Consider the following 12,941-nt stretch of genomic DNA (forward strand, 5'->3'; position numbering starts at 1 on the left):
GGGGGCTGGCCGCTACAATCGAGCAAGCACGACGAAGCGGGAGAACGGGTGGCGGAGAAAGTGGCGAAGTCCAGGGCGAAGGCGCAGAAGGCCGACGACACCCCCATGGGACCCACCGGCCGTCCGTACCAGGGCTTCCCGATCCCGGCGCCGCTGAAGTCGCACGGCCCCGCGCGCATCATCGCCCTCTGCAACCAGAAGGGCGGCGTCGGCAAGACGACCACCTCCATCAACCTCGCCGCCGCCCTCGCGGAGTACGGCCGCAAGGTGCTCGCCGTGGACTTCGACCCGCAGGGCGCGCTGTCCGCCGGTCTCGGCATCCAGACGCACGACGTGCCGACGGTCTACGACCTCCTACTCGACACGAAGCGCGACGCGCACGACGCGATCGTGCACTCGAACGTGCCCGGTCTCGACGTCCTCCCCGCGAACATCGACCTCTCCGCCGCGGAGGTGCACCTCGTCAACGAGGTCGCCCGCGAGACGATCCTCGCCCGCGTGCTCCGGCAGGTGGCGGGGGAGTACGACGTCATCCTCATCGACTGCCAGCCGTCGCTCGGTCTGCTGACCGTGAACGCGCTGACGGCGGCGCACGGCGTCATCATCCCGCTCGAGTGCGAGTTCTTCGCGCTCCGCGGCGTCGCGCTCCTCATCGAGACCATCGACAAGGTCCGCGATCGCCTGAACCCCTCCATCGAGATGGACGGGCTGCTGGCGACCATGTACGACCCCCGCACGCTGCACTCGCGCGAGGTGCTCGAGCGGGTCGTGGAGGCGTTCGGCGACGACGTGCTGGAGACCGTGATCGGCCGCACCGTGAAGTTCCCGGATGCCTCGGTCTCGGGGGTCCCGATCACCGAGTTCGCTCCGGAGCACGCGGCCGCACAGGCATACCTGCGGCTGGCCAGGGAGCTGGTCGCCCGTGGCGCCGTCGCCTGACGAGCTCGGAACCGCTGAGGTCCCGGCACTCGCCGGCGCCGTCGACGCCGCGGAGCCCTCCTCGGCCGACGACGCCGCCGGGTTCCGCGTCTCCCTGTCGAACTTCGACGGCCCCTTCGACCTCCTGCTGAACCTCATCTCGAAGCACGAGATGGACATCACCGAGGTGTCGCTGAGCGCCGTCACCAACGACTTCATCGCGTACCTCGCCGATCTCGAGGACGAGGAGGAGCTCGACCAGGCCTCGGAGTTCCTCGTCGTCGCCGCGACCCTGCTCGACATGAAGGTGGCGGGTCTGCTGCCGCAGGGCGAGCTCGTCGACGCCGAGGCCGTCGCCCTGCTCGAAGCGCGCGATCTGCTCTTCGCCCGCCTCCTGCAGTACCGCGCGTTCAAGGAGGTCTCCGTGTGGTTCTCGCGGTGCCTGCAGCGGGAGGACCGCCGTCATGTGCGTGCGGTGCCACTGGAGGAGAAGCACCGGAAGCAGACGCCCGAGCTCGTCTGGTCGCTCACGCCCGACGACTTCGCGGCGCTGGCGCTCCTGGCCTTCGCGCCGAAGGAGATCCCGCACGTCGGCCTCGACCATCTGCATGCACCCCTGGTCAGCATCCGCGAGCAGGCCGCCATCGTCGTCACTCTGCTGCGCGGCACCGAATCGCTGAGCTTCCGCGAGCTGGTCGCCGGCGTCACCGAGCCGGGCATCGTCGTCGCCCGCTTCATCTCGGTGCTGGAGCTGTACCGGCACGCGGCGCTCTCCTTCGAACAACTGGAACCGCTCGGGGAGCTCACGCTCCGCTGGGCCGCCGACTCCTGGTCGGACGAGACACTCGCGACCCTGGGGGCCGACTATGACCGATGACGTGACCACGGCAGAGACCGGGCTCCACGATGAGCGCGACGCCGTGACGGGTGCCGAGCTGCCGCTCACCGAGCGTGTGGAGGCGATCCTCTTCATCGTCGACGAGCCGATCGGCCTCGTGGCCCTCGCCGCGGCTGTCGGTGCGCCGGTGCCCGCCGTCCGGCAGACGGTCGAGTCGCTGGTCGAGGACTATGACGGCCGAGGCGCGGGTCCGCGGCGCGGCTTCGAGCTGCGGGAGGTCGGCGGCGGATGGCGGCTCTACGTCCGCGAGGACCTGGATCCGGTCGTGGCGGAGTTCGTCGGCGGTCAGGCTCCGGCCCGGCTCTCGCAGGCGGCGCTGGAGACGCTCGCCGTGATCGCGTACAAGCAGCCGGTCACCCGGAGCCAGGTGGCCTCGATCCGCGCGGTCAACGTCGACTCCGTGGTCCGCACCCTCCTCGCACGGGGGCTGATCACCGAACTGTTCGCCGACTCCGAGACAGGCGCGATCAACTACGGCACCACCGATGCGCTCCTCCAGCATCTCGGTATCAACTCTCTGGATGAGCTTCCGCCGATCTCGCCGCTCCTCGACGACGGCGCCGACGGCTTCGACGAAGGGACGGTCCGATGACCACCGATGCCCACGACCCCACCGCCCCCGAGGGTGTGCGACTGCAGAAGGTGCTGGCGGCCGCCGGTGTCGCGTCCCGCCGGGTCGTCGAGCAGTACATCGTCGAGGGACGCATCCGCGTGAACGGCCAGGTGGTCACCGAGCTCGGCCGCCGAATCGACCCGGAGCGGGACCTCGTGGACGTGGATGGCACCGCGGTGCAGCTCGACGTGTCCAAGCGCTACGTGATGCTGAACAAGCCGACGGGTGTGGTCAGCAGCATGCGCGACGAGAGCGGACGCCCCGATCTCCGACGCTTCACGAAGGACTACGAGGAGCGGCTGTACAACGTCGGGCGTCTGGACGCCGAGACCAGCGGACTGCTGCTGCTCACCAACGACGGCGAGCTCGCGCACGTCCTCGCGCACCCTTCCTTCGGCGTCACCAAGGTCTACATCGCGAAGGTCGAGGGTGCGGTGACGGCGCAGACCATCTCGAAGCTCACGAAGGGCATCGAGCTGGAGGACGGCCCCATCGCCGCCGACAAGGCCCGCCTGCTGGACACGTCCCGCGGCTCGAGCCTCGTCGAGCTCACGCTGCACTCGGGACGCAATCGGATCGTGCGCCGGATGATGGCGGCGGTCGGCCATCCGGTCACGGAACTCGTGCGGCGACAGTTCGGTCCGCTGCACCTGGGAACCCTCCCGGCCGGTCGGACGCGGGAACTGAGTAAAATCGAACTCGGCGCGCTGTTGACCCTCGCGCGCCGGGAATCCGGTGTCGCCGAGGCGCCAGGCGAGCAGGAGAGCGAATGACCCAGACGACGAGTGCGCCCGCGGCGCGGAAGGCCGGTGCCGTGGCGCCGCGTCTGTCCGGCACCGTGCGCATCGTCGGCGCCGGGCTGCTCGGTGCCAGCGTCGGCCACGCCCTCCGTGCGAAGGGCATCGACGTCGTCCTCACCGACGCGTCCCCCGCGCAGCTGCGCCTCGCCGTCGACTACGGCGCCGGACGCCTCCCGCAGGACGACGACGCGCCTGTGCTCGTCGTCGTGGCCGTGCCGCCGGACGTGACCGCCGACGTGATCCAGGCCGAGCTCGAGCGGTATCCCGACGCCGTCGTGACCGATGTCGCGAGTGTCAAGCTGGAGCCGTTCCGCACACTCCGTGAGCGGGGCGTGAACCTCGCCCGCTACATCGGCTCCCACCCGCTCGCCGGTCGGGAGCGCGGCGGGGCGATCTCGGCCAGGGCCGATCTCTTCATCGGGCGGCCGTGGGTCGTCTGCCGCGACGAGGACACCACCGCGCGGGACCTCGCGCTGGTCGAGGCGCTGGCCCTCGACGTCGGCGCGATGCCGCTGGAGATGACCCCGGAGGAGCACGACCGCTCCGTCGCCCTCACCTCGCATGTGCCGCAGGTCGTCGCGAGTCTCCTCGCCGGTCGTCTCGCCGGGGCCGAGGAAGGCGCCCTCCGTCTGGCCGGGCAGGGCGTGCGGGACACCACGCGCATCGCCGCGTCCGCTCCCGAGCTGTGGGTGCAGATCCTCGGGGCCAACGCCGGTCCCGTGGTCGAGATCCTCGACGCGCTCGCGACCGATCTGAGCGAGGTGGCCGATGCGCTGCGCGCTCCCGCGGCCCCCGGTGCCCGACGCGTGCTCGCGGAGACCATCCGCCAGGGCAACGACGGCGTCGAGCGCCTCCCCGGCAAGCACGGACAGAACCGACGCTTCGAGACACTGGTCGTCATGGTCGACGACACCGCCGGTCAGCTGGGGCGCCTGTTCGGCGAGCTCGGCGAGCTGGGCGTCAACGTCGAGGACCTGCGCCTGGAGCACTCTCCGGGCGCGCAGTTCGGCCTCGCCGAGATCAGTGTCGACCCCGCGGCGCTGCACGGCGCGATCACCGGGCTCCAGGAACGCGGCTGGCGCATCGCAGGGAACACCAATGACTGACACCTCCACCATCTCCGCCACGAAGTTCATCGCCATCGACGGGCCCGCCGGGTCCGGAAAGTCGAGCGTCTCCAAGGCGATCGCGCGTCGCGAGGGCTTCGGCTACCTCGACACCGGGTCGGCCTACCGGGCCCTCGCCTGGCATGTGCTCGATCGCGGTGCAGACACCGACGACGCCGAGGCCGTGCGCGCCGCGGCCGCCGACTTCCCCGTCCGTCTCGGGCTCGACCCCGACGACCGCACGGTGCGCGTCGGCGACGTCGACGTGACGGAGGCGATCCGCGAACCGCGTGTGTCCGGTGCCGTGAGCGGCGTGGCCCGCGTGCCGGAGGTGCGCACCCAGGTCAACGAGCTCTTCCGGGCGCTGGTCGCGGAGGCACCGTACCCGGCCGTCGTCGTCGAAGGACGCGACATCACGACCGTCGTGGCACCGGATGCGCCCGTGCGCATCCTGCTGACCGCGGCGCCGGAGGTGCGGGCCGCACGCCGCGCGGGCGAGCTCGCCGGCGAGAACGCCGCCGCCGTCGCGGACGCGCTGCACAAGCGCGACGCCTCCGACAGTGCCGTCGTCGACTTCCTCAACGCCGCGGAAGGCGTGGAGGTCGTCGATTCGACCGCACTCGATTTCCCCCAGACCATCGACGCCGTCCTCTCGGTGATCGAACGACTCCGAGGAGCAGACCGTGGCTGACGACGAATACGAAGGCGGTCCCGACCAGCTCGCCGAGAAGCTCGAGCAGATCGACGAGCAGCTGGCCGAACAGCGCGCGGAGACACTGCGCGCCGGGCTCGCCGACTACGAGCTCGACGATGAGGACGCGGCGCTCCTCGCCGGCGTGGCGCTGGGCGAGGACGGCATCGAGTTCCTTCCTGCGCTGCCCGTGGTGGCGATCGTCGGGCGGCCGAACGTGGGCAAGTCCGCGCTCGTGAACCGGATCCTCGGCCGTCGTGAGGCCGTCGTGGAGGACACCCCCGGTGTCACCCGCGACCGCGTCACGTACAAGGCCGAGTGGAACGACCGCCGCTTCACGGTCGTCGACACCGGCGGCTGGGAGCCCGACGCCCGCGGCATCGACCGTTCGGTCGCGGCGCAGGCCGAGGTCGCGATCGACCTGTCCGATGTCGTGCTGTTCGTCGTGGACGCCATGGTGGGCGCCACGTCGACCGACGAGCACGTCGTGAAGCTGCTGCGCAAGAGCGGCAAGCCGGTCTTCCTCGTCGCCAACAAGATCGACGACGCCCGTCAGGAGCCGGAGGCGGCCGCCCTGTGGAACCTGGGTCTCGGGGAGCCGCACCCGGTCTCCGCGATCCACGGTCGTGGTGTCGCGGACCTCCTCGACGCCGTGCTGAAGAAGCTGCCGGAGATCTCCGCGGTGGCGAAGCAGGAGATCGGCGGTCCGCGCCGCGTCGCGATCCTCGGACGCCCGAACGTCGGCAAGTCCTCGCTGCTGAACAAGGCCGCGGGGGAGGAGCGCGTCGTCGTCAACGACCTCGCCGGCACCACTCGCGACCCCGTGGACGAGGTCGTGGAGCTGGGCGGCAAGATGTGGCGCCTCGTCGACACGGCCGGTATCCGTCGCCGCGTGCACATGGCGCAGGGCGCCGACTTCTACGCGTCGCTGCGCACCTCGGCCGCGCTGGAGAAGGCCGAGGTCGCGATCGTCGTCCTCGACGTGTCGGAGTCGATCAGCGAGCAGGACGTGCGCATCATCGACCTCGTGCTCGAGTCGGGTCGCGCGCTCGTCCTGGCGTTCAACAAGTGGGACCGCCTCAACGACGACGACCTGGAGAACGCCGACCGCCGCCGCTACCTGGAGCGCGAGATCGAGCAGGACCTCGCCCACGTGGCCTGGGCCCCGCGGGTCAACATCTCGGCGAAGACGGGCCGTCACCTCGACAAGCTCGTCCCGGCGCTGGAGATGGCGCTGGAGAACTGGGACCGCCGGATCCCGACGGGCAAGTTCAACGCGTTCCTCGCCGAGCTCGTCGCCGAGCACCCGCACCCCCTGCGAGGCGGGAAGCAGCCGCGCATCCTCTTCGGGACGCAGGCCTCGACTCGTCCGCCGACGTTCGTGCTGTTCACGACCGGATTCCTCGACCCGGGCTACCGTCGGTTCATCCAGCGCCGCCTGCGCGAGCTCTACCCGTTCGAGGGCACGCCGATCGTCATCAACATGCGCGTGCGCGAGAAGCGCCAGCGCTGACTCGTTGCCGCGCATGTCGCGGCGGTGGCGCCGGAACCCCGATGCTGTGAAAAGCTGAGGGGGTGACTGTCGTACCTCCCGCCGCCGGTGAACCGCGTCGCCCCGAGGGGCCTCGCGATCCGGGCGATGCCTGGGTGGTCGCGGACACCGGTGAGCGCTACTGGGGGCGCTTCGGTGCCGCCGGTCTCCTCGCCGTCGACCCGGAGCGCGGCATCCTGCTGCAGCATCGCGTGGCGTGGAGCCACTTCGGCGGCACCTGGGGCCTGCCCGGCGGCGCGCTGCACGAGGGCGAAGCGGCCATCGTCGGTGCTGTGCGGGAGGCGCAGGAGGAGGCGGGAGTGCCGGATGGCGCGGTGCGGCCGCGCTTCACGAGCGTGCTCGACCTCGGCATCTGGTCGTACACCACCGTCGTCGCCGATGTGCGGACGCCGTTCGATCCCGTGATCAGCGACCCGGAGAGCGTCGCGCTGTCGTGGGTGCTGGTCGATGACGTGGACGGGCTGCCGCTGCACCCCGGCTTCGGTGCGGCGTGGCCGCTGCTGCGGGCGCAGCTCTCGGCGCATCCGGTGGTCGTGGTGGACGCCGCCAACGTCGTGGGCGCGGTCCCAGACGGCTGGTGGAAGGATCGCGCCGGAGCCGCGGCACGACTGCGCGATCGTCTGACCGGGCTGTCGGTGCCCGCGGACGACCTCGGGCTCGCGGGGGACGCCTGGTTCCCGGAGGTCTCGCTCGTCGTGGAAGGTCGCGCCCGGGACATCGCGGAGGCCGCTGCGGGGGGATCGCCCGCGGACGCCGCGGCCGCAGAAGCCGGAGTCGCGAGCTCGGCCATGGACGTCGTGCGCGCCGAAGGCGCCGGTGACGACGCGATCGTGGCCGAGGTCGAACGCCGGGTCGCGAGCGCGTCGCCGGTTCTCGCGGTGACCAGTGACCGCGAGCTGCAGTCCCGCGTCGAGGCCGCCGGGGCGCAGGTGCGCTCGAGCGGCTGGCTCCTCCGTCTTCTCGACGCCTAGAGCGAGACGCGGGCGCTTCGCTCCGCGGATCCAGGTGCGCGTACAGCCGCGTGGCGTGGTCTGGCGCGGCACGCGTGGTCTGACATGGCGGGGATCAACGTCGCCTGCGCTCCGCGGATCCAGGTGCGCGAAGGACCCGTCGTCGTGATGGCGGCGCGCTTCAGACGAAGGCGACCCGACGTGGGGCGTGATCGGTGTGGACCGCGCCGAGGGGACTTCGCCATTCGAGGACCCCACCGGGACGCTGCCGTACCGTCCAGCGCTGAGGCTCCGGGATATCGGGGTGCTTCAGCACCTGGTGTCCGCGGCAGAGGTGCGCGAGGTTGTCGACGCGGGTCGGGCCGCCCTTCGCGTGATCCCAGGTGTGGTCAAGGTCGCAGCGGTGTACCGGCTGGCGGCACCCCGGGAACCGGCAGTGCTGATCGCGGGCCCGGAGCAGCCGGCGCATGCTCTCGGTCGGGCTGTAGGCGTCCGTCTCGATGACCTGCCCATGGGGGTCGAGGAACAACCGCGTCCAGCCCCCGTCGCGACCGGCGAGAGCCCGCGCGATGTCCGGGTGCAGAGCGCCGTGTCCGTCCAGTTCAGCCGGACGGTCGTCGAGTCCGGCGAGGGTCGTCGCCGCCACGGTCACCTGCAGGCGGCCCCGCACCCCGATGAGACCGTCGCCCTCGACGGCACTCGGGTCGGCGGTGAGGAGCAGATCGGTCAGAAGGTCGGCCTGCACCTGGCTCCAGGTGCGGGTGTCCGCGGGGAGCGATTCCGCCTCGGGGTCGAGGGCGTACGTGTCGCCATCGGCGCTGGAGATCGTTGTGTCCGATCGACTCTCGCCGCACGGGCGATCCGTCGCGACGCCGTGAGCAGTCAGCAGGTCGTCATGCGCCAGGGCCGGGCGAAGCGTCGCCTCGCCCGACCCCGGCCCCGACTCACGCGTGGGAGCCGCATCACGGGCCCGGATGACGGTGCGGGTGAGCTGGCTCAGCCGGTCGGCGATCGCCACCGCCGCCCATTCCGGGAGTATGGCCGTCAGGACCGCGAGGCCGTCGTCGACCGATCGCACAGTGACGCAGCGCTCGTCCGCGGCGCGGCGGTGTCGCTCAGTGATCGTCTCGCCGACGAGCGCGGAGGCGACGCGGCGGGCATGCACCCGCGTGCGCGCCGCGGTCTCGGCTTCGGCGACGACGAGCACCGCCGTCTCGAACAGCGCCATCGTCTCGGGCGCGACGACGCGGTTGCGGATGGCCTCGGCCACGACGGCGCTCGCCCGCGCGATCTCGCGCACATGCGCGGAGCTCAGAGACCCGGTGTGGAAGGCCTCTCGCACGCAGGGGAGCGCGGTACTCAGGGCGAGAGCGTCGGCGAAGGCGAACTCCATGGTCCCGGTGGAAAGACGCGCCGCCGTGGCGAACTCGGCGACCATCGAGCGGTGAATGGCATCACGGTGGTGCGGAGCCGCGGCCACGTCTTCATCATGGAAAGCCATCTGCGCCACCAGGAGCTCCGCAGCCTCTGCCTCCAGTGCTGCGATGCGTCGACGGGTCTCCGTCCAGGCGTCTCGCACACGCCGCCGCTCCTCGAGATCGAGGGGTACGGTCGGCGGGTTCTTCATACCTCGAGTTTAGAACGTATGTTCGCATCGAGGAAGGGTTCAGTCGTGTTGTATATCGCCGCGTCCGCGGAGGCGGTCGATGTCCCGACGCTCTCGCTTCGTCGGTCGTCCGGCGCCGCGGTCTCGGACGCCGAGGGCTGCCTGCGGCTCCCGTTCCGGCGTCCGATCTTCGTAGGCGAGGGCGGCCAGCGGCGCCCCCACGCGCTTGACGAGGAACTGACGCACGATCAGGATCCGATCGAAGCCCGCGATGCGGATGCGGAGCTCGTCGCCCACGCGGACCGCCTGCGCGGCCTTCGCCTTGTCGCCGTTGACGCGCACATGCCCCGCGCGGCATGCGGTGGTCGCCGCGGACCGGGTCTTGTAGACGCGCACCGCCCAGAGCCAGCTGTCCACCCGCGCGCTGTCGACCATCAGGCGGCCCTCCGCTGCAGGGAGACGAGGGCGCCGGCGACGATCAGGCCCTGGCCGAGCGTGTAGGTGAGCATCACGGCGGGGCTGCTCCAGGCCGGTAGGGCATCCGGAAGGAAGAGCCGGAAGGCGAGGATCGTGTCGCTCGCCAGGAAGAACGCGCCGCCCGTCACGACCAGCGGATGGCATCGTGCGGCGAACGCGGCGGTACCCGCGAGGAGCAGGCCGTACAGGGCGACGCCGATGAGGAGCGGGCCCGTATGCGGGCCGAGGACGAGGATCATCGCGAGCCACCAGGCGGCGTAGATCGCCGTCCACCACGGCAGCCGGCGACGCGCCAGGTGGCGGGCGAAGAGGACGATGTAGGCGATGTGCGCGAGACCGAAGAAGCCCAGCATGAGCGGAAGCTCGGGTGCCGCGGGAAACAGCGCGCCCGCGCCGTCGCCCAGCCAGGAGAAGAGCAGGGCGACGAGGAGGAGGGCCACCGTCACGGGCGGGTGGATCCGTCGCGCCGCCACGAGGACCGGCACCGCGAGCAGCGGCATGAGCAACAGCTTCGTCGGACCCGCGAGATCGTGGCCGAGCGCCAGAAGCACGACGTGCAAGGCGGAGACCACGGCGTAGGGGACGAACGCCCACACGATCGCGGGAGGGAGGGTGCGGCGCTGCATCCCTCCATCGTATGACCGGAGGGGCATGTCGTCTCGAAGGCGGTCGATCGGACCGGCCCGACTCAGGACTCGACGGTGACCGTCGCCACGGCGCCCTCGGCATCGAGGTGCACGGCGGGCCAGTAGCCCTCCGGGAAGTGTTCACCGCAGGAGTCCGTGAAGTGGAGGACGACGGTGCCGTCGCCGGAAGCCTCGATGGTCTCGAGGTCCAGGTCGGCCGCTGCCTCGTCGAGCTCGGTGGGGTCCGGGTCGCCGGTGCTGAACGTCATGACCACGGCGTCCGAGGCGACGCGGCGGAGGCCCGGGAGGGCGGCTGCGACCGCACGCAGCCGGGGGAGCAGGGGTGCGACCTCGTCCGGCGACGCGCCCTCGACCATCAGCTCGTAGGTGCGGCCGTCGACCTCGACGCTGCCGACGAACCAATCGTGGGTGAGGACGGAGCCGTCGTCGAGCTCGGAGGTCGCGCGATGGAGCGGTCCGAGGTCGGGATCGTCGAGAGAGGAGTTCGCGGCGCTCATGCCTTCACGCTATCGCTCCCGTTCGGTGCGATTTCCAGGGCGACGAGCACGCGCCCCGGCTTCATCACCGCCTTCTCCGTGAAACCCGCGCGGAGGAACGTCCCGATCGTGCCGTGGTACAGATCGTTCGCGCGCTGCTTCTCGCCGCGGGTGTCGACGGGATACCCCTCGATGAGGCGGGCGCCCGACTCCCGCGCGAAGGCGATCGCGGCGTCGAGCAGCTCGGCGTTCAGCCCGGTGCCCCGATGCTCCCTGCGGACGACGAAGCAGGTGACGGCCCACACGGACTCGTCGTCGAACAGCTCGGTGCTCGAGGCAGCGATCATGCGGGTGCGGGGGATCCGGGCCTGACGGGTGCGTGGTCCGATGCGGATCCAGCCCGCGGCCCCGCCGTCGACGTACGCGACCAGTCCCGGAGGGGGACCCTCGTCGATCTCGGCGCGGAACATCGCCGTGCGCTGAGGCGTGGTGGTCTGATTCCAGTCCTTGTTCGGCAGTACCGGCCAGATGCACTGGCAGCTCGCCCCGTCACCGCCGCCGGTGAGCGCGTGCTGCACGTCATCCCAGCGGGCGGTCGTCGCCAGCGCGGTCGTGATCGTCGACATGCAGGCGACGGTACAAGCAGCTTCCGACACCCCGCAACGCCTCGGTTCGCGAGAGGGCCTCCGGTGCCGCTAAGATAGGGGAGTTGCCTGCGCGAGAGTGCAGAACAACGGGCTGTGGCGCAGCTTGGTAGCGCACTTGACTGGGGGTCAAGGGGTCGCAGGTTCAAATCCTGTCAGCCCGACCGATAAGCCCCGGAGAACCGCAGAATGACGCGGAACTCCGGGGCTTTCTTCATGCCCACCAAGCGTCCGGGAAACGACCGTCTCACATGCGTCTCACATGGGAATCCGCGACCCGACTAAAATCGCGCGAAGCTGGCCGCGGTCGAGAGCCGCGGCGCGGCGGCGCTCGACGGCTCCGATCACCTCGTCGACACGGTTCGGCCAGAGGTGTGAGTAGGTGTTCAGCGTCTCGGTCGCATCCTTATGCCCGAGCATGAGCTGAACCAGCTTCACGTCCGCGCCTGCCGCGATCGCGTTCGTCGCCGCTACATGTCGCAGGTCGTGCACCGAGTAGCCGACAGCCGCCTGGACGGCTCGGCGCGCCTTGAGCCAGACGCGGTTGTACCAGTTCTTCCCGTCCACCGCGGCTCCGCGAACGGTCACGAAGACGAAGTCCTCGGGGTCGCGTCCGATGACGATCGCGCGCAGCCCGTCGACGACGAAATCCGCGAGAGGGAGCCAGCGCTTCTCCCACGTCTTCACCGGGCCGAGCTTCCGCAGGCCGGCGCGATCGGTCGTCCACGTGCGGTGGATGCGCGCGCGCTTGTGGTCGAGATCGAGGTCCTTGATCTTGAGCGCGGTCGCTTCCCCGATTCGAGGGCCGCTGTGCGCGAGAATGTCGAAGAGCGCGCCGTCGCTCGGGCGCTGAGTGATCGAAACCACGGCCGCGGACAAATTGTCGAGCTGTACGTAGGAGAGCGACGGCAGGTCGTTCTCGATGTCGCCCTCGTCGCGGGGGAACTCGACCTTCGCGAGCGGGTTACGTCCGATCCATTGCTCGGCGACCGCATAGCGCAGTGCGCCGCCGAAGGTGGAGCCAACCACGTGGCGCAGGTAGGCGGCGCTCATCGCGACCGGCTTCCGACCAGCGTCGGTCAGATGGTTGTTCTTGTCGAACTCGAACACGGCCGTGCCGGCTCGTAGCTGCGAGATCCACTCGTCGATCTGCGGGCGGGTGATGCTCCCGACGGCGCGAGATCCCCACCGCGGCAAGACGTAGTTGTCGAGCTCACGCCGGTAGCGCCTCCAGCTCGAGTCCTTGATCCGGTTCTTCGACGAGAGCCACGCCTCAGCAGCTGCGGCGAAGGAGCGCTCACGCGCCGAAGGATCGATGTATCGGTCGGACCGAATGTCGTCTTCGATGCTTGCGATGAACGACTCGGCATCCGTGCGGCGAGCGAACAGGCGCTTCTTCTGGACGCCGTCGGGGTCGTACCACCCAGCCTCCCAGCGCGAGCCCTTGCCGAATTTCGCAGTGCGGAAGTGGTCGGGAAGCGTCTTGAGCGACTTCATCTGTGCACTCGTCGGGCTGATCTTCGTGATGGAACCGTCGGGCATTGTGACCGTCGCGTCCTTCAC

The 12,941-nt window shown here is 70.4% G+C and carries 14 protein-coding genes and 1 tRNA gene; 9 read left to right on the top strand and 6 right to left on the bottom strand.

Translation table 11 applies throughout. The features are described 5' to 3' along the window. Positions 1 to 105 precede the first annotated feature (105 nt). From ACIQID_RS00055 to ACIQID_RS00090, 8 genes are all read left to right on the top strand, one after another. Positions 106 to 939 carry a ParA family protein gene (locus ACIQID_RS00055; RefSeq protein ID WP_164498181.1) on the top strand — a complete coding sequence of 278 codons (834 nt, stop codon included), beginning with the start codon at positions 106 to 108 and terminating at the stop codon, positions 937 to 939. Further along, a complete protein-coding gene (locus tag ACIQID_RS00060) occupies positions 923 to 1,795 on the top strand; it encodes a segregation and condensation protein A (RefSeq protein ID WP_400280824.1) in 873 nt (290 codons plus the stop codon). Before ACIQID_RS00055 ends, ACIQID_RS00060 begins: the two co-directional genes overlap by 17 nt. Next, complete coding sequence (gene scpB / locus ACIQID_RS00065; protein ID WP_400280827.1) at positions 1,785 to 2,408, top strand: SMC-Scp complex subunit ScpB; 624 nt, start codon at positions 1,785 to 1,787, stop codon at positions 2,406 to 2,408. Before ACIQID_RS00060 ends, scpB begins: the two co-directional genes overlap by 11 nt. Next, on the top strand, positions 2,405 to 3,202 hold the full coding sequence (locus tag ACIQID_RS00070) for a pseudouridine synthase (RefSeq protein ID WP_312672021.1): 798 nt from the start codon (positions 2,405 to 2,407) through the stop codon (positions 3,200 to 3,202). Before scpB ends, ACIQID_RS00070 begins: the two co-directional genes overlap by 4 nt. Continuing rightward, complete coding sequence (locus ACIQID_RS00075) at positions 3,199 to 4,335, top strand: prephenate dehydrogenase (protein WP_312672022.1); 1,137 nt, start codon at positions 3,199 to 3,201, stop codon at positions 4,333 to 4,335. Before ACIQID_RS00070 ends, ACIQID_RS00075 begins: the two co-directional genes overlap by 4 nt. Next, positions 4,328 to 5,026 carry a (d)CMP kinase gene (gene cmk / locus ACIQID_RS00080; RefSeq protein ID WP_060921101.1) on the top strand — a complete coding sequence of 233 codons (699 nt, stop codon included), beginning with the start codon at positions 4,328 to 4,330 and terminating at the stop codon, positions 5,024 to 5,026. The genes ACIQID_RS00075 and cmk overlap by 8 nt, the downstream gene beginning before the upstream one ends. Continuing rightward, the gene (der, locus tag ACIQID_RS00085) at positions 5,019 to 6,539 is read left to right on the top strand and encodes a ribosome biogenesis GTPase Der (protein WP_312672023.1); all 1,521 of its coding nucleotides are present in this window, start codon (positions 5,019 to 5,021) and stop codon (positions 6,537 to 6,539) included. The genes cmk and der overlap by 8 nt, the downstream gene beginning before the upstream one ends. A gap of 62 nt (positions 6,540 to 6,601) precedes the next feature. Beyond that, the gene (locus ACIQID_RS00090; protein ID WP_400280832.1) at positions 6,602 to 7,549 is read left to right on the top strand and encodes an NUDIX domain-containing protein; all 948 of its coding nucleotides are present in this window, start codon (positions 6,602 to 6,604) and stop codon (positions 7,547 to 7,549) included. A 160-nt stretch (positions 7,550 to 7,709) separates the two neighbouring features. Here the strand turns inward: ACIQID_RS00090 and ACIQID_RS00095 are convergent, their stop codons facing one another. From ACIQID_RS00095 to ACIQID_RS00115, 5 genes are all read right to left on the bottom strand, one after another. Beyond that, entirely contained in the window at positions 7,710 to 9,155 is a 1,446-nt protein-coding gene (locus ACIQID_RS00095) for a DUF222 domain-containing protein (protein WP_400280835.1), read from the bottom strand. A gap of 39 nt (positions 9,156 to 9,194) precedes the next feature. Continuing rightward, the gene (locus ACIQID_RS00100; RefSeq protein ID WP_400280838.1) at positions 9,195 to 9,569 is read right to left on the bottom strand and encodes an RNA-binding S4 domain-containing protein; all 375 of its coding nucleotides are present in this window, start codon (positions 9,567 to 9,569) and stop codon (positions 9,195 to 9,197) included. Beyond that, on the bottom strand, positions 9,569 to 10,237 hold the full coding sequence (locus tag ACIQID_RS00105) for a lysoplasmalogenase family protein (RefSeq protein ID WP_400280841.1): 669 nt from the start codon (positions 10,235 to 10,237) through the stop codon (positions 9,569 to 9,571). The genes ACIQID_RS00100 and ACIQID_RS00105 overlap by 1 nt, the downstream gene beginning before the upstream one ends. A gap of 62 nt (positions 10,238 to 10,299) precedes the next feature. Next, complete coding sequence (locus tag ACIQID_RS00110; RefSeq protein WP_400280844.1) at positions 10,300 to 10,755, bottom strand: hypothetical protein; 456 nt, start codon at positions 10,753 to 10,755, stop codon at positions 10,300 to 10,302. Continuing rightward, a complete protein-coding gene (locus tag ACIQID_RS00115) occupies positions 10,752 to 11,360 on the bottom strand; it encodes a GNAT family N-acetyltransferase (RefSeq protein ID WP_400280847.1) in 609 nt (202 codons plus the stop codon). The genes ACIQID_RS00110 and ACIQID_RS00115 overlap by 4 nt, the downstream gene beginning before the upstream one ends. A gap of 108 nt (positions 11,361 to 11,468) precedes the next feature. Here ACIQID_RS00115 and ACIQID_RS00120 point away from each other — a divergent pair. Then, a tRNA-Pro gene (locus tag ACIQID_RS00120) sits at positions 11,469 to 11,542 on the top strand. A 94-nt stretch (positions 11,543 to 11,636) separates the two neighbouring features. Here ACIQID_RS00120 and ACIQID_RS00125 read toward each other — a convergent pair. Continuing rightward, positions 11,637 to 12,941: a tyrosine-type recombinase/integrase gene (locus tag ACIQID_RS00125; RefSeq protein WP_400280850.1), complete on the bottom strand. Its 1,305-nt coding sequence runs from the start codon at positions 12,939 to 12,941 to the stop codon at positions 11,637 to 11,639.

The organism is Microbacterium sp. NPDC091676 (assembly GCF_044756645.1).
GTDB lineage: Bacteria > Actinomycetota > Actinomycetes > Actinomycetales > Microbacteriaceae > Microbacterium > Microbacterium paraoxydans_D.